At 46.1% G+C, this 18349-nt stretch carries 23 protein-coding genes, 2 tRNA genes and 1 other RNA gene; 1 reads left to right on the top strand and 25 read right to left on the bottom strand.

From position 1 onward, the window contains the following. Positions 1-2: 2 nt before the first annotated feature. The 23 genes from A1sIIA65_RS01525 to A1sIIA65_RS01415 all read right to left on the bottom strand — a co-directional run bounded on the left by A1sIIA65_RS01525 (position 3) and on the right by A1sIIA65_RS01415 (position 13429). Positions 3-326: a YciI family protein gene (locus A1sIIA65_RS01525; protein ID WP_095675844.1), complete on the bottom strand. Its 324-nt coding sequence runs from the start codon at positions 324-326 to the stop codon at positions 3-5. Between the two features lie 9 nt (positions 327-335). Then, on the bottom strand, positions 336-818 hold the full coding sequence (locus tag A1sIIA65_RS01520; protein ID WP_095675843.1) for an SRPBCC family protein: 483 nt from the start codon (positions 816-818) through the stop codon (positions 336-338). A gap of 136 nt (positions 819-954) precedes the next feature. After that, positions 955-1029: transfer RNA gene (locus A1sIIA65_RS01515), tRNA-Gly, on the bottom strand. 304 nt (positions 1030-1333) lie between these two features. Next, the gene (locus A1sIIA65_RS01510) at positions 1334-1783 is read right to left on the bottom strand and encodes a hypothetical protein (RefSeq protein WP_095675842.1); all 450 of its coding nucleotides are present in this window, start codon (positions 1781-1783) and stop codon (positions 1334-1336) included. 8 nt (positions 1784-1791) lie between these two features. Further along, positions 1792-2460: a hypothetical protein gene (locus tag A1sIIA65_RS01505; protein WP_095675841.1), complete on the bottom strand. Its 669-nt coding sequence runs from the start codon at positions 2458-2460 to the stop codon at positions 1792-1794. A gap of 179 nt (positions 2461-2639) precedes the next feature. Next, positions 2640-3119 carry a hypothetical protein gene (locus tag A1sIIA65_RS01500; protein ID WP_095675840.1) on the bottom strand — a complete coding sequence of 160 codons (480 nt, stop codon included), beginning with the start codon at positions 3117-3119 and terminating at the stop codon, positions 2640-2642. 159 nt (positions 3120-3278) lie between these two features. Further along, the gene (locus tag A1sIIA65_RS01495) at positions 3279-3611 is read right to left on the bottom strand and encodes a TipAS antibiotic-recognition domain-containing protein (RefSeq protein WP_095675839.1); all 333 of its coding nucleotides are present in this window, start codon (positions 3609-3611) and stop codon (positions 3279-3281) included. 48 nt (positions 3612-3659) lie between these two features. Then, positions 3660-4121 carry a nuclear transport factor 2 family protein gene (locus A1sIIA65_RS01490; RefSeq protein WP_095675838.1) on the bottom strand — a complete coding sequence of 154 codons (462 nt, stop codon included), beginning with the start codon at positions 4119-4121 and terminating at the stop codon, positions 3660-3662. Positions 4122-4519: 398 nt separating this feature from the next. Next, positions 4520-5059: a DUF2231 domain-containing protein gene (locus tag A1sIIA65_RS01485; RefSeq protein WP_095675837.1), complete on the bottom strand. Its 540-nt coding sequence runs from the start codon at positions 5057-5059 to the stop codon at positions 4520-4522. Between the two features lie 33 nt (positions 5060-5092). Next, positions 5093-5506 carry a QcrA and Rieske domain-containing protein gene (locus A1sIIA65_RS01480; RefSeq protein ID WP_095675836.1) on the bottom strand — a complete coding sequence of 138 codons (414 nt, stop codon included), beginning with the start codon at positions 5504-5506 and terminating at the stop codon, positions 5093-5095. 9 nt (positions 5507-5515) lie between these two features. Continuing rightward, positions 5516-6127, bottom strand: coding sequence for a hypothetical protein (locus A1sIIA65_RS01475; RefSeq protein WP_095675835.1), 612 nt, complete (start codon positions 6125-6127; stop codon positions 5516-5518). A gap of 11 nt (positions 6128-6138) precedes the next feature. Further along, positions 6139-6681: a DUF305 domain-containing protein gene (locus A1sIIA65_RS01470; RefSeq protein WP_095675834.1), complete on the bottom strand. Its 543-nt coding sequence runs from the start codon at positions 6679-6681 to the stop codon at positions 6139-6141. Between the two features lie 655 nt (positions 6682-7336). After that, entirely contained in the window at positions 7337-7540 is a 204-nt protein-coding gene (locus tag A1sIIA65_RS01465) for a heavy-metal-associated domain-containing protein (protein ID WP_095675833.1), read from the bottom strand. Positions 7541-7583: 43 nt separating this feature from the next. Then, on the bottom strand, positions 7584-8213 hold the full coding sequence (locus A1sIIA65_RS01460) for a DUF305 domain-containing protein (protein WP_095675832.1): 630 nt from the start codon (positions 8211-8213) through the stop codon (positions 7584-7586). A 218-nt stretch (positions 8214-8431) separates the two neighbouring features. After that, positions 8432-8782: RNase P RNA component class A (gene rnpB / locus A1sIIA65_RS01455), an RNA gene on the bottom strand. Positions 8783-8805: 23 nt separating this feature from the next. Then, positions 8806-9237, bottom strand: a complete 432-nt coding sequence (locus tag A1sIIA65_RS01450) for a CBS domain-containing protein (protein WP_095675831.1) — start codon at positions 9235-9237, stop codon at positions 8806-8808. 62 nt (positions 9238-9299) lie between these two features. Beyond that, on the bottom strand, positions 9300-10187 hold the full coding sequence (locus A1sIIA65_RS01445) for a TerC family protein (protein WP_190277130.1): 888 nt from the start codon (positions 10185-10187) through the stop codon (positions 9300-9302). After that, complete coding sequence (locus A1sIIA65_RS01440; RefSeq protein ID WP_095675830.1) at positions 10184-11266, bottom strand: histidine phosphatase family protein; 1083 nt, start codon at positions 11264-11266, stop codon at positions 10184-10186. The genes A1sIIA65_RS01445 and A1sIIA65_RS01440 overlap by 4 nt, the downstream gene beginning before the upstream one ends. After that, positions 11266-11994: a zinc ribbon domain-containing protein gene (locus A1sIIA65_RS01435; RefSeq protein WP_095675829.1), complete on the bottom strand. Its 729-nt coding sequence runs from the start codon at positions 11992-11994 to the stop codon at positions 11266-11268. Before A1sIIA65_RS01435 ends, A1sIIA65_RS01440 begins: the two co-directional genes overlap by 1 nt. A 17-nt stretch (positions 11995-12011) precedes the next feature. Further along, a complete protein-coding gene (locus A1sIIA65_RS01430) occupies positions 12012-12386 on the bottom strand; it encodes a copper resistance CopC family protein (protein WP_190277129.1) in 375 nt (124 codons plus the stop codon). Positions 12387-12437: 51 nt separating this feature from the next. After that, positions 12438-12509, bottom strand: a tRNA-Val gene (locus A1sIIA65_RS01425). Between the two features lie 71 nt (positions 12510-12580). Next, entirely contained in the window at positions 12581-13039 is a 459-nt protein-coding gene (locus A1sIIA65_RS01420) for a peroxiredoxin (protein WP_095675827.1), read from the bottom strand. Between the two features lie 9 nt (positions 13040-13048). After that, positions 13049-13429 carry a DUF3052 domain-containing protein gene (locus A1sIIA65_RS01415; RefSeq protein ID WP_095675826.1) on the bottom strand — a complete coding sequence of 127 codons (381 nt, stop codon included), beginning with the start codon at positions 13427-13429 and terminating at the stop codon, positions 13049-13051. Between the two features lie 111 nt (positions 13430-13540). Between A1sIIA65_RS01415 and aceE the strand changes: the two genes are divergently transcribed. Then, the gene (gene aceE, locus A1sIIA65_RS01410; protein WP_095675825.1) at positions 13541-16261 is read left to right on the top strand and encodes a pyruvate dehydrogenase (acetyl-transferring), homodimeric type; all 2721 of its coding nucleotides are present in this window, start codon (positions 13541-13543) and stop codon (positions 16259-16261) included. A gap of 9 nt (positions 16262-16270) precedes the next feature. On the opposite strand, the gene A1sIIA65_RS01405 is transcribed toward aceE, so the two are convergent. Together A1sIIA65_RS01405 and A1sIIA65_RS01400 are read right to left on the bottom strand one after the other, a co-directional pair. Next, a complete protein-coding gene (locus A1sIIA65_RS01405) occupies positions 16271-17476 on the bottom strand; it encodes an MFS transporter (protein WP_095675824.1) in 1206 nt (401 codons plus the stop codon). Further along, entirely contained in the window at positions 17476-18336 is an 861-nt protein-coding gene (locus tag A1sIIA65_RS01400) for a co-chaperone YbbN (protein ID WP_095675823.1), read from the bottom strand. Before A1sIIA65_RS01400 ends, A1sIIA65_RS01405 begins: the two co-directional genes overlap by 1 nt. Positions 18337-18349: the final 13 nt, after the last annotated feature.

Below are 18349 nucleotides of genomic sequence, written 5' to 3'. Positions count from 1 at the left end.
ATTCAGTGAAGCGGGCGTAGTTCAACTTTTCGGTTGCATGCATTTGAGGCATCAAAAGCCAACTTCTTTGCAGTTGCTGCATCGGCTGCTTCAATCAACCAGAGCCCGCTGTAATGCTCTTTGGAATCGAATAGTGGATGACCTGTTTCTGAATTGGCTCCACCGCGATTATCAATCACCGTTGCTGTCTCAGGAGCCTGCATTCCCCAGGCGAATATCCACTGGCCATTGGCGCGAAGTTGATCATTAAATGCATCAATGGCAACCATCTCAGCAGGAGTACCCGAATTAGAGAGATCATCAATTACTGAGATGAGAAATTTCATTCCGGTACCTTAACTCGCCTCAGCGACGGCTTTCAAACGCACCAAAGTCTTTGCCACAGCGAGTTGGGTCCAAGGGTAAGCCTTACGAAAGTTCAGCCACACCTGCGCAACCGCTGGTGCATAAGTTCCGTCGAAGCTCTCAGTAACTTGCGTTGAGCCATTCCCAAGATCCGTCAGCTCATATCGCCATCTCCAGCGGCCGAGGTGGCGCCAAGCGATGAGTTCATCCTTCTTATACTCAACAACTGTATTTGTAATCCAATAAGTAATTCCAAGTCTCATCTTCATTCCGAATTTCGATCCAAGGACTAGGGCCTCAGGGCCACTCACATTTGCAGTAACGGTAGCGCTACCGTCGATATCTCTATGTCTCTTGGGATTACTGAGAATTGCAAAAATCGTCGACGGGCTTGCCTCAACAATGATTCGAGCAGACTTAATCTTGGGATTGCCTGTATTGAAAATCTCGGAGCGAACTTTTTCTGAAGTCATGAACTGAGAATATCGAATTCTCACCTAACGAGCCAAGAAACTGGAAAGGGCCTCGATTTCTCGGGGCCCTCCCATGCATATCTGCTGCAACTCTTTTGACCATTACCAATAGATCGAGCTGCAACAGTTAAGACTGTGGTGGAGGCGACGGGATTTGAACCCGCACTTCGGGTTTGGTAAACACGATTGCTGCCAATTACAACACGCCCCCAACACGGGAGCGAAGGTACGCATTTAGCAACTGGTGAAATTTTTAATTGGGTCAACTTGTGGATAAAAACTATCTTGGAAAGCAAAAGGGACCTGGTTATTAACCAAGTCCCGATTACTACCAAACAAGCGGAGTCCAATTATTGCATATTTAATTAAGCGGTGCGGGAAAGCAAAAGGGACCTGGTTATTAACCAAGTCCCGATTACTACCAAACCCGAAGTGCAAATAAATTATGGCATAAGTATTTGGTTACTCGCAGTAACCATTATGTGAAGGAGGGTCGCCCTATAAGCCGGAAGGATTTAGTTTGGCTTTTTGTTCCAAAGCGAGCCTAGGAATAAGACTAAAAGCAGATAAAGGGATACCCCATTTAGCGCTTCACCGGGTGGTGTTCCTGTGGTCGTTAAACTCATCTGCTGTCCGGCAACAAATCGCAAGACTGGATCAAGGGTAAGAGTTAGCAATATCAATGGAGTCAATCCTGGATATCGGAAAAACAAGACAATCAGGAGTATGGCGAGAATGAGTTGTATTGCGCCCCATTGGTGAAAAATCGCAATGATGTTATTTCCGCCTTCGACAGATGTATCAATGCCGGCGATGCTCTGAGCGCCACCATCAGGTGCAAAGAGGTGAATGCAACTGCGAGCTACCATCACGGACATGTAGAGAGCAGCAATTAAACGAATTATGCGAAATCCTTCAAACTTCAAAGGATTATTAGGAAATATCTTCTTGATGTCAAGCTTCATAGTTCCAACTATAAACCAGATCCAAGATTGCCCAGTTGAATGTTGTTACCGAACATTTTGACAGAAAGTCCCTTACTGCTGAGTGAAACGGATTTAACTTTAAGCCCCTTAGGTGGCGTCAAACTTCTTTGGCTCCTGCTTTTAATTTGATTTTGAAGATCGGATGGTAATGATGAAGCAGGGATTTGATTACCCAAAATAGAAACACTCTGCAGTTCAAAATAAAGCTGGCTATTTGAGTACTTTGGAATCAGGATCGCTGTACCCATTCCACCTGCTCCTGCAGAAACTTGCAATGTGTTTCCCACAATTTGTGCATCATTGAATTCAGATGACTTTGTAATTGTCGATGCAGGAATAGTGGCAGTGATTTCCAAAGAGCCAACAAGGGTTGGTTTTGCTTTACTGATACTTGATGCAGATATGTTTAACGAAGTCTTTGTGCCGCTCTCTTTAAGAGCAAAACTCTTGATATTTATGTCTGCAGATTTAATCAAATCAGAAGTTAGATTGCTCGGTACATCTGCCAATGGAACAGAGGCGCTAATACCTGAAGCATTGGGCATCTCTCGCTGAACCTTTGAAGTGATCTGCGATGAAATGTATTGCTGAACCCCTAATACTCCACCCAAAAGAACAAATGCTGTTGCCGAAATTGCAACCGATTTAATTTTCATTCGTGGAACTTATCTGCCCAAAATCTGCAAATGCTTAACCACTGGTGTGAATACCCTGTGAATTTAGAAAAGAAGAGTCGCCCTATAAGCCGGAAGCTTTCGATTAACGCTTGAAAAGGGCAAATGCCCACGTTCTTGCCCACAAAGATTTGCAAAGCACGGCTTGGTTTTATTCGTAACTATGAAGATTTAAATGATTTAGGATCGTAAACCAGCGTGTATAGCGCCATTGATTTTTTACCATCCTGTGAATTTGGGTCAAATATAGAATCTTGCGGCCCCGCGATCGCTAACACCATTGATTTTTCTTCTAAGACTTTGCTGCCATACACAGGTGGTTCGTTAGGATTTCCTGCCTTTTCAAAGTCAGCCTTTTTGAAGTAGTAAACACCTGCAAAGCCATGCGTAGTTCCATCATCTTCTCTGTAGTTGATATACACCTGCGCGATTGCCCCAGCCTCTCGCGCCTGATTTGTAAACTCGTTTGGAGTGGTTGTAACCATATTCTCAACAGACAAATGCTTTGCAATCTCTGCCGGAACTTGTATCGAATAAGGCACTGGCGCAAGATTGACCTCTACCATCGCTTGCGAATCATTAGAACAAGAAGCAAGCAAGAGTAAGAGCACAGGAATGAAGCCAAACTTCAATCGCTTCAAGTAATCATCCTCTCGGGCGCGGTAATCAGAATTCTAACAGTGCCAAGATAAATGTTTGGAAGAAGAGTCGCCCTATAAGCCGGAGGCTTTCGATTCTCGCTCAATAATGCCGATTGCCCACGTAAATGCCCACAACGTTGTGCAAAGTTTGGCAATGCCTTACAAGTTCTTATCAGCCCAAATACAAACAGCATCGTAATGAAACTTGCCTAACCCCTTTGCTATTTCCTCATAGTGGTCTCTATACGAGGACGGAAGGATGTAACTCATAGCAAGTGACTTATAAGCCTCTTTCGTTGGAGTCCAGAATTGAAGTATGAAATCGTAATGTTGCTTCACCAGAGCCTGAACGCTCTCATCCCCTGCTAGAACTCCCTCAGCCATTTTTGAAGCAAACTCAGATGTTAATTCACCGAAGACTTGAGTAAATTTCTGCTCTTCTTCTTTTGAATGCTTGTTCTGATATTGCTCGGAATGGATACCAAATTTCATGAGTCAAGTATAAAAGAAGAGCCGCCCTATAAGCCGGAAAAGTTTAAATTAGCTCACAATTTGGGGAGCACTAGCTTCTGCAATTCCCGACTTTGCTTGTTTCTCTAGCCCTGCTGTAACCGCAAAAGTATCTTCATAAACATCGAAGTCATATGCCTTGCCCCAGCGCAGTTTGATTACATGGATTCCAGGATTTACGTAAGGTTCTCCATTTTCAAGATTGCAGGTTGCTACCCATCGGGCAATAACTGTTGTGTTCCATGGCCCTCCTTGAACTAAAACACTTGTTACCTCAAACTTAAGATTTGGCAGCACAGTCCCTACTCGTTTGAACCATCGACTCATAGCTTCTTTGTCATGTCGGATGCCACCCAGTGAGTTAGGACCTGCAAAACGATGGGTGAGGTTGGTAGTGGACACACCCTTTAACACTTCTTCATAATTGTGATTTTGGACGGCAAGAAAAGTTTTACGTACCAATTTCTCAACGATTGAACTGTAAATAAGCATGTGCTTTTGTCCCCTTCAAGGAGTTATCATTGACAATACTAAACACCAAGAAGTTGTTTGAAGTCAAAAATCTGCCCATAGAACTGCCCATATTTGCCCATGGTTTCCCCATAATAATCTCTTAATCTGCGACAGGTTATGTAACAACTTGTACAACGAACATGCAGAAAGGTGAGCGCAGTTTCAACCTGCGCCCACCTAATTTAAAGAAGAGTCGCCCTATAAGCCGGAGACGACATTGTTATGCGTGAAGCTACGCTCAAACAGTTCAATTGCCCTCAATATTGCCCCCAAAGATTGAGCAAGTTCTGCAATCAATAAAGAAGACTCATAACACTAGGACTGCGATCTACGAACTTTCTAACTAACTCTCGGCCACCCAGCGCCAGGAGTCTTTTCTATGGTAATCCTTGCTGGTCCTTAACGGAATTGTATTTGTACTTCCAAACACTTTCTGCACCTGAATGGCCAACTACATAGGTCATTCCAATCGCACAAACCGCCAGAAAAGCCATTAGAACTCCTAGGCTTGATGACGCTATCTTGCTTTTCTTATAGAAAGAAAAATATGAAAAAAGTACAAATGAGGATACGAGTGCAATGGCAAGTAAGACTAGGTAATTGCCCCACTGTGCATGAGACTTTGGAAGACCTACTACGGCCGATAGCGAGTATCCAGACGACTTGGCAGCAAGAACGCCTACTACAGAAAGTGCAAGTGCTCCTATAAGGGGAAGATGTAACTTCTTAAGTAGATTTTTCCAAAAAAGTCCTGCAAGCAGAAGAATTGCAAGCAATGGCAAAAGAACTACTACGCCATGAATTATCAGCGGGTGCGCTGGCAATTCTCCAAATTCGGCCCAAACTCCACTTGGCAGGAAGTAAGTAACAATAATAATTAGCGTTGAAACAATTGTGACTATCAAAAACTTTCGCATTGATGACAATCCCATCTATATGCTCAGGCTTAATTACCCGATGGTGGCTAGACCTTTTGAGATCTTCATTGGTACCCGAGCCAGCCCTGTCGTGGCTGGACCTAACGCCAAATCGCCGTCAGATTCGAATTCAGAGCCATGGGCATTGCAAACCCACCCTTTCTCATTTTGCGTGACAGTTACCTTTTGATGCGGGCATAAAAGATTAAAGGCAATGTATTTAGAGGTGCCAGTGCGAGCGATCGCAACTGGCACCCCCTTTACAGAACCAATCCTTGTTGCTCCACCAACTTTTGCCAATGCAGGCACCGCCTTTAGATCAACCGATAGACGGCCACCAGGAAGTTTCTTCACCGCTGTATTCGCTGCAGCGGGGACCTCACTTCCACCTAATGCGACAACTGCACAAACACCAGCAAGGAAAGAACGACGTGAGATTGGTTCCATTTTGATCCCTTACTTCAGCTTGCTATAAAGAGTTACATCAGCTGTTCCAAAAGCCAAGCCATCTGGCAATGAACCTGCTGGTAAACCCAGCACCGATGCGATCGTTGCAGCTACTCCTGGAGCAAGTACCAATGTGGTGCCTGCGTAAGCAGTTGTGCGCTGCTTTGCCTTCTTATCATTTGTGATCTTTGGCTTTGCAGTTGATGCATTGGTGATTGTCAAAATATCTACTTTTGCATCTCCTGCCTGAGGAACAGTTGCTGAAACAACACCCTTTGCTAGATCGATAACTGGATTTTTAAGTGTGAGGTATTGGTTGTTTGCTGTATTGAAGAAAATAATATTGCTTCCAACATGTTGAACACCAGCCTTATTTGCAGTTACTGGGATGTGAAAAACAACCTGGCTGGTTGCCGCACTCAGATTGTCACCAATAACAGCAGAAGTTGCTCCACCTTGAACATAAAGAATTACTCCTGCTGCTTCAAGAGTTGATGCAACTCCTGCAGCGGTCTTCATGTGGGTCATGCTTTGACCAGGCTTTGCAGAATCTGCAAAGGCCACATTTGAGCTTAGAACTAAACCAATTACAGTCGCAATACTTACAATTACTTTACGCATTCAATTTCTCCTTATTTTAATTTATTAAGTAGTAGTTTCATGGAAGTTATTTCTTTACTTTGTGCGGATTTGATTGCTTTGGCAAGTGCCTTAGCTTCCGCATTTCTGGAGTCAGAAATTAGATCAAGCATTTCAATTGCCCCCTGATGATGCTTGATCATCAGTTGCAGGAATGTCCGATCGAACTGGGTTCCAGTCAGACGTTTCAGTGAAGCAAGTTCCTTCGTAGTTAACATGCCAGACATCTGCATATCGTGGTCCATGGTCATTGAAGAATCTGTCGCTTTCAGCCAATAAGCCAACTGTGACTTTTCGGTGCCTTGAAGGCTCTTTATCTGGTTAGAGAGTTTCAAAATTGCCTGGTTGCGACTCTTCTTGAGAGCGGTTTCCGACATAGAAATCGCTTGTTCATGATGCGGAATCATCATCTGTGCAAACATGATTTCATTCATGCCTAGATTTTGTAATGACTTTGCATGCGTCGAAGCATTAGCGCCACTTGGAATCAGAATGACTCCAACAGCCAACAATAAAACACTGATTTTTTTCAGCATAAAATTCCTTTCTCGTAGTTAATTTCTGGACGAGAGAAGAATTAGATGCGAATTATCCCCAACTGAAGATGATTTAAATTGAGATAACCCAGATTTTTAGACAGAAATAGGGGTACGTGATATCTCGGTAGAGAAAATCGCTTCGCCGTGAGGGTTGATCTAATCGCACGTGAGAAGCGAAGCAATAGCAAAACGATGAACCCGACCACAACACATATTTCACTGCTGAGCGTGCTTCCCACAGAGAACAGAGTTTCTTGAGAATTTGAAGCAGCGCTGGTGGTTATTTGAGGTGAATGGCTATGTGTGTGCCCTGCGTGGCTACTAACTGCCTCAGATTGGCTAGTCGGTTGCACCGCCGATGCAACATGGCAGTCAGGTGCTGCTGCAGCTCCTGTGCTAAAAAGAAGAAAAAGGGCAGCAAGGGGCACGGCTAACCATCTGGCTTTCATACCCCTTAGCAGCATTGAAGAAGGTTAAAGGATAAACGAGAGTAATTCCAAGTGAAAATTGGTGTGTCTCTACAAAAAGTGGGTTCTCTTCGCCTCGGAGTGAGAAAGGACACTCATAAATGCAGGGGTGTCCTTGTCGTGATTGAACTTTGCTTTTCGCTCTTAGAAAAACCCAAGTATCGAAAATCTTCAGAAAGTTTTAGCTACTTAACGACAGAGTAACCAGCTCTTTGCACAGCAAGCTCAATAGATTCTTGTGAGATTTCAACTTCGGATTCAACTATAACGTTCGCTTTTTCGGCACTGGCGATAACTTCTGTAACTCCAGGTATTGTCAGGATTTCACTTGTCACCCGTCCTTCACAATGCCCACATGTCATACCCTTGACTTCGAATGTCTTATTCATTAAAACTCCCCACTTCTGTTTCTAGATTTATAAAGTTTATCAATTACGCACTCATCCGACTGAGTATTTTTTTCATCTGCTCTATTTCGACAGTTTGAACAGAGATGATTACTTTTCCAAAGTTTCGAAATTCTGGGCGGTTCGAGTCCCTAATCATCGTAACCATATGCAGGGCGCCTTCATGGTGGGTGATCATGCCCCTAAGCCAGTAAGCATCAAATTTTGAGCCGCTGAGAGAGTTAAGGGTACTTAATTCAGACTCAGTGAGCATTCCACCCATTCCATCACCCATCGAGTGGTTCATTCCGTGGCCCATCATTGAACTATCGCCAGCATCTAGAAGCCAATTTTTCATTTGAATAATCTCGGCGGCTTGTCCATCTCTGATTTTCTGAGCCAATTCAACAAGTTCGGTGTCTTTGGAGCGAGCGATGGCCAGATCAGAGATATCAACGGCTTGTTGGTGATGAGGAATCATCATTTCAAAAAACATTACATCTGAACCAAGCAAACTGGAGTTCGTTGAGTTGTTTTCTCCATCCATGGCTGAGTGGTTCATCCCAAACAAACCTGAAGAGCCATTTTGAGTACCCATTAAGAAAATAATGACGCCAATGAGTACTGCTATGACCCCTGATAAAATTCCATTTTTCTTGTCGATATTGATTTGCATGACCCACCACCTATCTGTACTTAAACATACTCGTAAATTCTGAAGGTTGCCTGCCACAAGCGAAGTTGTTTGTAGTCAGAATTCTGCCCATAGAAATGCCCATATTTGCCCATTGTTTCCCCATAAAAGCATCTAAATCTGCGACAGGTTATGTAACAACTTGTACAAACAAAATGCAGAAAGGTGAGCGCAGTTTTAACCTGCGCCCACCTAATTAGAAGAAGAGTCGCCCTATAAGCCGGATCCTGTAGTTCTTTCGAACCGATCACCATCCATCTAGATCTGTAATTACTTACAGATTCAAGCAACCTACCCGATAGCTCAGCGCGAGCAACGCACTATCTTCTTGGTCTTGCTTCAGGTGGGGTTTACATAGCTACATGTATTGCTACATGCACTGGTGGTCTCTTACACCGCCGTTTCACCCTTACCAATATTGCTATTGGCGGTTTACTTTCTGTTGCACTATTCCCGTGGATTGCTCCAGGTGGGCGTTACCCACCACCTTGCTCTGTGAAGTCCGGACTTTCCTCGGTGCATTGCTGCAACGCGGTGATCCGGGCGACTCTTCGTTGCCTAATGGTACGGGAAATCAATTACCGCTTGCGACATAATCTCTGAGGGCTTGGCGCTCAGAATCGAGTTCACTGACATGGTTTTTAACAACATCGCCAATAGAGACTATTGAAATCAGTGATCCTGCAGCATCTACTACCGGCACGTGGCGAATGCGTAGCTCAGTCATCATCTTCATCAGTTCGGCAATGGTGGAATCTGGCGTGCAGGTGTGCACATCAACAGTCATGATGTCTCGAACGTGCATGCCAATAAGTTGATCGAGTTTTCCAGGCATCGCGCGAACAACATCGCGTTCAGAGACGATTCCATCAATCTTCTTGCCGTCACTGGATACGACCAGTGCGCCAACGTGATGTGAATTAAGGGAGTTGACTAAGTCATGAACACTGGCGCTGGCAGAGATAGTTTCAACGCGCTTGCCTGAAATGATTGCACTTACCTTCATCGCTGACCTCCATCGCACTGTGGTGGCTTCATAATGCTCTTAAGGCATTGCTGGCGCAAGGGTCAGGCTTTGGGCTTCTCCACATTTCTGGTGGCATAGAGGCTGGTGATTGCGGTGACTGTGAGCGTGGTGATGATGACACCCAGACTTAGCTCGAGAGAAATCTCTGGGACGTGGACGCCAAGGCTGTGTACGGCGTGAAGAACCATCTTGACTCCGATGAATGCCAAGATAAATGCCAGACCACGTGAGAGGTGGATCAAGCGATCCATCAGCCCTTGAAGCAGGAAGTAGAGCTGGCGAAGTCCCATGAGCGCAAAGATATTTGCTGTGATGACAACGTAACTACTTGTAGTCAGTCCAAGAATTGCTGGAATTGAGTCAAGAGCAAAGATGAGGTCAGTGATACCGAGTGCAATAAGAGCAATTGCAAAGTTGCTAAATCCTCGCTTACGTAGGAATGTGACGAGCTTTGCTTCGTCATCTTCCACATTCTCTTTCTCATTAACCAGCTTGTATGCGGTAAAGATAAGGAAGGCGCCAAAGAAGAAGAAGACCCATGTAAAGCGAGTGACTAATGCAACGCCTAGGAAGATCAGGATGACGCGTAGAACGATTGCAATCATGATTCCCAGAAGCAGTACGAGCTGCTGAGATTCCTTCTTAATTTTAAGTGTTGAAAGCAAGATGATGAATACAAAGAGATTATCAACAGAGAGTGAGTACTCAGTGAGCCAGCCTGCAATGAACTCCTTACGGTATTCAGCAGGTGCCCACTGAGGGAGCAGGTAGCCAAATGCGATAGCTGCAACGACATAGAAGAGAGTCCAGCTCAGCGCTTCGCGCGGTGTGGTCTCCTTATTGCGGCGGACAATTGCAAGGATGAGGTCCAAGATAATGACTGTGCCAAGGATTCCTATGGTCACAAGCCATTCTGTTGATGAAATCATCGTAGATGTCCTCTTTCGTTAAATGATCGCAGGGCGCGAAGGCCATCAGAGGGCCAGATAGAGATAGAGGATAGCGAACAAGGCGTGACATCCATATGAAAGACCGCATCACTGGGGCCATCTACTGCGATTTTTGCTGCAGTTTTAATCACACCGTTATGCGTAACAACGATAATTTTCTTTCCTGGGTATTGCGCAACAAGCTTTTCAAGTGCTTCTTCGATGCGGATGGAGGCTTCATCGTATGACTCTCCCCCAGGAGGGGCATAGGAAGATGAGTTAAGCCAAGCTTGATAGGCATCTGGCTCTTGCTCTCTCACCTCTTCAATAGCTTTTCCATCCCATGAACCGAATGAGAGTTCAAACCACACTTCATCAAAGATGATCTCAAGACCTGTAGTGCGGGCAATTGCCTCTGCTGTTTGGCGCGTGCGATTAAGTGGGGATGCAATGAGAACTTCAGCGCCTAACTTTGCGCACTCTGCAGCAACAAGATCTGCTTGGTCTAGACCTTCTTGCATCAGCTCTGGATCAAGGGAGCCTGTGCCTGAAAACTTTCGTGCTGGAGTCAGAACTGTTTCACCGTGGCGAACAAAGTAGATAAAGGTAGGAATCTCAGCACTACGCAGGCGATCTGTCAGAAAGTTCTGCTGGATTACTGCAATGGGCTTATGAGCACTGCCGCCATCGAGTGCTTTATTGGCAAGGCGATCTGCATGTGAGTTCTCATCGCGGGGAATCCATGAATAGGTAACAAGGGCTGCAGGATGTGCATCGCGACATTGCTTAGCAAGGTTGCGCATATCTGCGTGCTTAATCTGCCAGCGCCCTGACATCTGCTCCACTACAAGCTTTGAATCCATCGCCACTTCAACAGTTGCTTGGGAATCTAAAGTGTTGATATGTGAAAGGCCTGCAAGGAGACCGTTGTATTCAGCAACGTTATTGGTGGCAACTCCTATGACATCAAAGAGCTCAGCAACAATCTTTCCGCCTTCTGTTACGACAGCGCCATAGCCTGCAGGACCAGGATTACCGCGTGAGCCGCCATCGGCTGTGAGTTTGAAGTGACGTGCCACTACTTATCACGCACCAATATGCAGCGACATTCCTCGCAGCGAACGACTTCATCCTGGGCAAGACCTGCAATACGTTGAAGTTCAATGGTGTTGAGTGTGAGGTTGCAGCCTTTGCATTGGTTGCCAGCGAGTGCGGCAGCACCAATTCCATTACTTCCTGCGCGAATTTTCTCGTAGAGAGCAAGGAACTCAGCGTCCACAGATTGTGTTGTCGCCTTACGGTCAGTCTCAATACCTTCTAATTCTGTGTGGATAGCAGCGAGAGCGTTCTCTTTACGGATATTCAGATCTGCTAAAACCATACCCAGCTCATTCTCTTCTTGAGAAAGTGTTGCGATGCGATCCTTAATTCCATCAACGCGCATCATGATTTCAAGTTCAACTTCTTCTAGCTCTGAGCGGCGTGCACCGAGTGTGCCGAGCTCATGCTGAGTCTGCTCCAGCTCTTTGGGGGTTCCTGTTCCTGAGGCCAAGCGCTTCTCATCGCGTTCAATGCGGGTAACAATCTGTTCAACATCGCCTTCAGCACGTGCAAGCTCACGCTTAACATCACTGAGCTCAGTCTCTGCAGCAATACGCAGGTCTCGAACATTGTTTGACTTGATAGTCGTTGATGCAATCTCAGCAAGTTCAGGAAGGTTAGCTGCCTTATTCTTCAAGGTCGACATCTGGTGATCGAATTTCTGGATATCCAGAATCGATCTCTGGTCACTCTCGCTTGCCTTCACAGCGTTACCTTACTTCATTACTTAACGGTGAATGTGTAGCTTCCTGCGACTACGTGACCATCTGCTGATACAACTCGGTATTTCACCGTGTACTTACCTGGGCTCAGCGGAGCCTTGAGAGCGCTGGAGATTTTTGCCCCCGAGATAGTGGTGCTGCCAAAGCTGACTTTCTTTCCACGGCTATCGGAGACAAGAATCGAATTGGGATTCTTTCCCTTAATGACCAAGATATCTTCACCAAAGTTCATAGTGACCTTATTGGTTGTCTTTGCTACTACCGCACCCTTTGCAGGAAGGGTGCTTTCAAGAGCTGCATGGGCTTGAGCCGCAGGTGAATTAAGAATTGGAAGAAAGAACAGTGCACTAACAACGAGCGAGATTCTTATCTTCATGTCGTGATTGTTGCACGCAATTGAAGAGGCGATTTTCCTATGAAGACTGTGTGGGCGGCGAGGGTTTCGAACCCCCGACATCCTCGGTGTAAACGAGGCGCTCTACCACTGAGCTAGCCACCCGGCTATGTACTGCTCGCGAATACTACTTTATATAAGCGAAAGTACGAAAATCGTGCGTGAAGTATGCGTGGTTAGAGCGCTGCAATAGCGCTCTTGTAATCACCATTGTTGCGAGCATCGCCAAGGCCATTAACTACAGTCCAACGGATGATGCCCTCTTTATCAATGATGAATGTGCCGCGCAATGCGCAACCAAGATCTGCATTGAAGATTCCATATGCCTGTGCTGCTGCGCCATGTGGCCAGAAATCTGCAAGTACTGGGAACTTATATCCCTCTTGCTCAGCGAAAATCTTCTGTGTAAATGGAGAGTCACATGAGATTGCGAGCACCTGAACGTTATCGTTTTGAAATGCAGCAAGGTCATCACGGATTGCGCAGAGTTCACCAGTGCATGTGCCTGTGAATGCAAAGGGGATAAAGAGAACGACTACGTTCTTCTCTCCCTTAAAGGATGAGAGCTTTACCAGTTCTCCATATTGATTCTTTAATTCGAAATCTGGTGCGGCTTGGCCAATTGTCAGAGTCATGGCGCGAATCTATCGCTTGCCCGCCTTACGTGCCACTAGACGAGTTGCAGTCCAATCCTGTGCAACAACGAGTGTGGATGTTTGGCTCAGCCCACATGTTGGAGCTGCATCTTGGATATCACTGGGTTCAACATGGCCATCGCGGCCGACCTTGGGAGTCAGAACCCATATGGGTCCAGTCTCAGATAGATATGCCATGGCATCCATTAATTCATCGACGAGATCACCATCGCCATCGCGGAACCAGAGCAAGACAGCATCAACAACTTCATTGGTGGAATTTTCATGAAAATCAGTTGCAACTATCTTCTTAATCTCAGTGCGCAGAGCATCATCACAATCGGCTCCATAGCCGATTTCAAGGATGAGCTCTCCTTTAGCAAAACCCATGCGTATTGCCACGGGATAAGTCCAACGGATGAGACGGATATTTACAAGGGTTTTGGCGCCTTCACAGCCGATTTTTTTGCGCTCATCCCCCTTTGACGGAAGAATACGGCCATGACCGAATTTGCCGGATCGCCAGATCAGATAATCGACCAATTAGTAGATACAGATCCTGCTGAAACAGCTGAATGGCAAGCCTCTTTTGATGCAGCACTGAATGCTGCTGGCCCAGTTCGCGCGCGTTACCTAATGCTCCAACTTCTCAAGCGAGCACATGAGAAGCAGATTGGTCTTCCTGACCTTCGCACAACCGATTACATCAACACAATTTCTCCAGAGAATGAACCAGATTTTCCAGGAGACGAAGATATTGAGCGCCGTATTCGTGCAGCAGTTCGTTGGAACGCAGCAATCTTGGTGCACCGTGCTCAGCGTCCGGGAATTGGCGTCGGCGGACACATCTCTACATACGCATCTTCTGCTGCGCTCTATGAAGTTGGTTTTAACCACTTCTTCCGCGGACAAGACCATGCAGGTGGCGGAGATCAAATCTTCTTCCAAGGTCACGCATCTCCTGGAATGTATTCACGTGCATTTCTTGAAGGTCGCTTTAGTGAGAACCAGCTTGATGGATTCCGCCAAGAACTTTCACATGAAGGTGGCGGTCTATCGTCATACCCACATCCACGTTTGATGCCAGACTTCTGGCAATTCCCAACAGTCTCTATGGGTATTGGGCCAATCAATGCAATTTATCAAGCGCGCTTTAATCGTTACTTACATAACCGCGGCATCAAGGACACCAGCGATCAGAACGTCTGGGCATTCCTAGGCGATGGTGAAATGGATGAGGTCGACACACTGGGTGCTATTGGACTTGCATCGCGTGAGAAGCTCGACAACCTCACCTTCGTTGTGAACTGTAATTTGCAGCGCCTTGATGGCCCTGTGCGCGGTAATGGCAAGATTATTCAAGAGCTTGAATCAATCTTCGGTGGAGCTGGATGGAATGTCATCAAGGTTGTGTGGGGCCGTGGATGGGATCCACTCCTTGCACAAGACCGCGAAGGCGCACTCGTTAACATCATGAACACCACACTCGATGGTGATTACCAGACATTTAAGGCTGAAAGTGGCGCATTTGTTCGCGAACACTTCTTCAACCGTGATCCACGCACTGCAGCAATGGTCTCTAACTATTCAGATGATCAGATTTGGAACCTTAAGCGCGGTGGCCATGACTATCGCAAGCTCTTTGCTGCATATACAGCTGCAACTGAGAAGAATGGTCGCCCAACAGTGATCTTGGCTAAGACAGTCAAGGGCTGGACACTTGGTTCCCACTTCGAAGGACGTAACTCAACGCACCAGATGAAGAAGATGACTCTTGAAGACATCATCGAATTCCGCGATCGCCTTGAAATTCCATTGCCAGATAGCGCTTTGGATAAGTACACACCTTCTTACTACAAGCTTCCAGCAGATTCTCCTGAGATGAAGTACTTGGAAGAACGTCGTCGCGAACTCGGTGGTTCTATTCCAAGCCGTCGCAAGGTTTCTCGCCCACTTCAACAGCCTGCTGATGAGGCATATGAATCAGTTCGTCGTGGTTCAGGACAACAAGAAGTGGCAACAACGATGGCATTTGTCCGTATGTTGAAGGACCTCATTAAGGACCCAGGTCTTGGCAGCCGCCTTGTTCCAATCATTCCTGATGAAGCCCGCACATTCGGACTTGATTCACTATTTCCAACTTTGAAGATCTATTCACCACATGGTCAGCAATACTTGGCAGTCGACCGTGAATTGATGTTGTCCTATAAGGAATCAACATCGGGTGTCATCCTTCACGAAGGAATTAACGAAGCAGGATCTGTTGCTTCATTTACCGCTGTGGGCTCTTCTTACTCAACCCATAACGAGCCAATGATTCCTATCTACATCTTCTACTCCATGTTTGGATTCCAGCGCACAGGAGATGCCTTCTGGGCAGCTGCAGACCAGTTAGTTCGTGGATTCGTTCTCGGTGCAACAGCAGGCCGCACAACTCTTAACGGTGAAGGCCTGCAGCATGAAGATGGCCATTCACACCTACTTGCAGCAACGAACCCAGCAGTTGTCTCCTATGACCCAGCGTTTGCATATGAAGTCGGACATATCTTTAAAGATGGTCTGCGCCGTATGTATGGAGAAGATAGCGAGAATATTTATTACTACATGACTGTATATAACGAGCCATATATGCAACCGGCTGAACCAGATAACTTAGATCTCGAAGGTCTGCTCAAGGGTATTTATCTCTATGCAGGTGCTTCAAAGCAGCGTAAGAAGAATGCACAGATTCTTGCATCCGGTGTTGGAGTTAATTGGGCCCTTAAGGCACAGAAACTTCTTGCTGAAGATTGGGGCGTTGCAGCCTCCGTCTGGTCAGTAACTTCTTGGAATGAGCTTCGTCGTGATGGTCTTGAAGTAGATCGCCATAACATGCTTAATCCGAAGGATAAGAAGAGCGCATATGTCTATGACAAGCTCAAGGCAACGCAGGGACCTGTCATTGCAGTCTCTGACTTCATGCGCGCTGTCCAAGACCAAATTTCACCATGGGTTCCTAATGCATTCCATTCACTGGGAACAGATGGCTTTGGTTTATCTGATACTCGCGGTGCTCTACGTCGCCACTTCAAGGTTGATGCAGAGTCAATCGTGGTTGCAACCTTAGCTGAACTTGCTAAGGCAGGAGAAGTAAAGGAATCTGTAGTTCAAGAAGCTATCGATAAGTACCGCATCTTCGATGTGCGCTCAGCAGATGCTGGCAACACCGAAGGTTCTGGCTGATCTACCTTCTTAGACCTTTGACTGAGAGTCTTCTTTAAGGGAATCAACAAAAAAGATGGTTGCAAGCATCATCAGCGTTGGAATCATCATCGCTAGTGCGATTGATCCAGTGAATTGAATTGTCCACGCAACAATCCACTTAATGCCAAAGAGCAGAACGTTATTGACGACGCCAAATTGACCCACAACCACAGCACTTGGCTGTGAAGAGCGCCTATTTGCCGCTGCGAAGAAGGATGGACCGAGGAATGAAGAACCAAGGCCTGCAAAGAAGAAGGCTAAGAGGAAGAGTCCGTAAGACCACCACTTTAAGGTGGCAGGTAGATGTGTTGCGATAATGATGCAGATACCAAAGCCAGCACCTGCAAGAAGTGCTGCACGCTTAACCCAGAGATGCAGCGGTGCTTTAGGAAGAATGCGATGGATGAGTAATCTGCCAAAGATCATCATTGCAGTGAAGATAATGTAGGGAGCAGTGCTCAAACCTGCATTGATTCCAAGACGATCTTTGGTAAAAATTGTTCCCCAGTCACCGATAGCAAATTCGAGATAGACAGCGCATGCCATTCCCAAACTCACTGGCCAGTCGATTCTGAAACCAGTAAAGATCTCCTTGATTGAGTAATCACTCTCAGAATCTTCATTAGATTCGATGAGCACTGATCTCAAGCGAATAACGAGTGCAAACATTAAAATGGTAATTACTACACAGAGGAAATCGATATGGGTAACAAGGTCTACGCGCCCAACCAAGAATCCAGAGAGAATTGCAGTGCTCAAGGCACCCGCGCTCCAATATCCAGCCGTACTTGTCACCAAATTGATATTGCTGCGCTCAAGGAAGTGAAAGACCTGGCTATTAAGACAGACGTGGACAGCAGTAATTCCAAAACCGAAGAGAATGTTAAAGATAAGAAAAAGAAAACTAGCCTGCACGTGGACAAGTGCCACAAGGCTTGAGAAAAGAATTGTGATTGATATCAAGGTAACTTTAAATGCGCCAAATCTATGGATGATGTGACCGACGGTGAGCAATCCAAAGAATGCACCGATAGATCCTGTGCTCATAAGGGAACCAAATGCTCCGTTATCAAGGCCAAGATTTGCCTTTACTTCGGGAAAGCGAGGAACCCAGGCCATAATGCCAAAGCCAAAGAGGAAGAGAAGTGTGTAGAGAGACTTCTGCTCTTGCGAGTGGTCGACGTCTTTAGCCATTAAAAGAGAGCATTCGCAAGCTGAGTACGGGCTTTCATTACCCGTGGATCTGCAGGATCGACGAGTGCAAAGAGTTCAAGGAGGCGATCTTTAATCCGCTTTTGTTCATCGCCATCAAAGAGCACGAGAAGACGTAGTAAGCGATCAAATGCTGGCTCTAGGTATCCGCTCATGACTTCAACATCTGCGCATTGAATCTGAAGTTCAATATCGTCAGGGCTCTTGATGGCATCTTCCATAATCTTGGCAGCATCGAGGCCGTTTGTGCGAGCAAGAAGTTGAACTTGGGCAAGACCTAACTTTGCATAGCTATCAGCAGGTTTGCGTGCGATTAAACGCTTATATGCAGCCTCAGCGGTTACGTAATCTCCTTGATCAAGGGCTGCCAGTGCTTCATCTTCTTCTGGCTCAGTCTCTTCAACTGGCTCTTCACCAACTCCTTGTTGGGCAGCCAGAGCGAGAATTTTGCTAATCACTTCGCGTAGTTGTGGTTCAGTCAGTGGCTGTTCAAGGAATGGAACTGCTTGTCCGCCAATAAAGACAACGCCATAAGGAATGGTGCGCACTTGAAGTGCTTGTGCAACAGGTGCTTGCTCATCAATATTGACTTGGGCAAGGATCCATTTGCCCGCATCATCGCTCTCAATTCTTCCGAGAGTGCGTAGAAGTTTTACTGATTCAGCAGAGCGTGGACTCCAACAGATGACAATGACTGGTTTTGTTTTAGATAGTGGTAATACTTCTGCCTGCAAATTAAGGGGTGTGACTTCAATACCTGGAAGAGGTGTAGTCATATCGGGAGCTGGCTTTCCTAGTGAGCTCAGATCTACCGCTTGTGAAAAGTTTGGTGGCAAACTCATGACATCTTCCTCG

This window comes from Candidatus Planktophila dulcis, assembly GCF_002288225.1.
Lineage (GTDB): Bacteria > Actinomycetota > Actinomycetes > Nanopelagicales > Nanopelagicaceae > Planktophila > Planktophila dulcis.
This window is presented reverse-complemented; position numbering and strand designations above follow the sequence as displayed.

Excerpts from the sequence above, each read along its gene's own strand:
- A1sIIA65_RS01505 (WP_095675841.1), bottom strand. The coding sequence starts at position 2,460 with ATGAAAATTAAATCGGTTGCAATTTCGGCAACAGCATTTGTTCTTTTG.
- A1sIIA65_RS01405 (WP_095675824.1), bottom strand. The coding sequence starts at position 17,476 with ATGGCTAAAGACGTCGACCACTCGCAAGAGCAGAAGTCTCTCTACACA.
- A1sIIA65_RS01485 (WP_095675837.1), bottom strand. The coding sequence starts at position 5,059 with ATGCGAAAGTTTTTGATAGTCACAATTGTTTCAACGCTAATTATTATT.
- A1sIIA65_RS01465 (WP_095675833.1), bottom strand. The coding sequence starts at position 7,540 with ATGAATAAGACATTCGAAGTCAAGGGTATGACATGTGGGCATTGTGAA.
- A1sIIA65_RS01525 (WP_095675844.1), bottom strand. The coding sequence starts at position 326 with ATGAAATTTCTCATCTCAGTAATTGATGATCTCTCTAATTCGGGTACT.
- A1sIIA65_RS01445 (WP_190277130.1), bottom strand. The coding sequence starts at position 10,187 with ATGATTTCATCAACAGAATGGCTTGTGACCATAGGAATCCTTGGCACA.
- A1sIIA65_RS01415 (WP_095675826.1), bottom strand. The coding sequence starts at position 13,429 with ATGGGTTTTGCTAAAGGAGAGCTCATCCTTGAAATCGGCTATGGAGCC.
- A1sIIA65_RS01460 (WP_095675832.1), bottom strand. The coding sequence starts at position 8,213 with ATGCAAATCAATATCGACAAGAAAAATGGAATTTTATCAGGGGTCATA.
- A1sIIA65_RS01475 (WP_095675835.1), bottom strand. The coding sequence starts at position 6,127 with ATGCGTAAAGTAATTGTAAGTATTGCGACTGTAATTGGTTTAGTTCTA.
- A1sIIA65_RS01450 (WP_095675831.1), bottom strand. The coding sequence starts at position 9,237 with ATGAAGGTAAGTGCAATCATTTCAGGCAAGCGCGTTGAAACTATCTCT.
- A1sIIA65_RS01470 (WP_095675834.1), bottom strand. The coding sequence starts at position 6,681 with ATGCTGAAAAAAATCAGTGTTTTATTGTTGGCTGTTGGAGTCATTCTG.
- A1sIIA65_RS01480 (WP_095675836.1), bottom strand. The coding sequence starts at position 5,506 with ATGGAACCAATCTCACGTCGTTCTTTCCTTGCTGGTGTTTGTGCAGTT.
- A1sIIA65_RS01430 (WP_190277129.1), bottom strand. The coding sequence starts at position 12,386 with ATGAAGATAAGAATCTCGCTCGTTGTTAGTGCACTGTTCTTTCTTCCA.
- A1sIIA65_RS01510 (WP_095675842.1), bottom strand. The coding sequence starts at position 1,783 with ATGAAGCTTGACATCAAGAAGATATTTCCTAATAATCCTTTGAAGTTT.
- A1sIIA65_RS01520 (WP_095675843.1), bottom strand. The coding sequence starts at position 818 with ATGACTTCAGAAAAAGTTCGCTCCGAGATTTTCAATACAGGCAATCCC.
- A1sIIA65_RS01495 (WP_095675839.1), bottom strand. The coding sequence starts at position 3,611 with ATGAAATTTGGTATCCATTCCGAGCAATATCAGAACAAGCATTCAAAA.
- A1sIIA65_RS01490 (WP_095675838.1), bottom strand. The coding sequence starts at position 4,121 with ATGCTTATTTACAGTTCAATCGTTGAGAAATTGGTACGTAAAACTTTT.
- aceE (WP_095675825.1), top strand. The coding sequence starts at position 13,541 with ATGACCGAATTTGCCGGATCGCCAGATCAGATAATCGACCAATTAGTA.
- A1sIIA65_RS01420 (WP_095675827.1), bottom strand. The coding sequence starts at position 13,039 with ATGACTCTGACAATTGGCCAAGCCGCACCAGATTTCGAATTAAAGAAT.
- A1sIIA65_RS01400 (WP_095675823.1), bottom strand. The coding sequence starts at position 18,336 with ATGAGTTTGCCACCAAACTTTTCACAAGCGGTAGATCTGAGCTCACTA.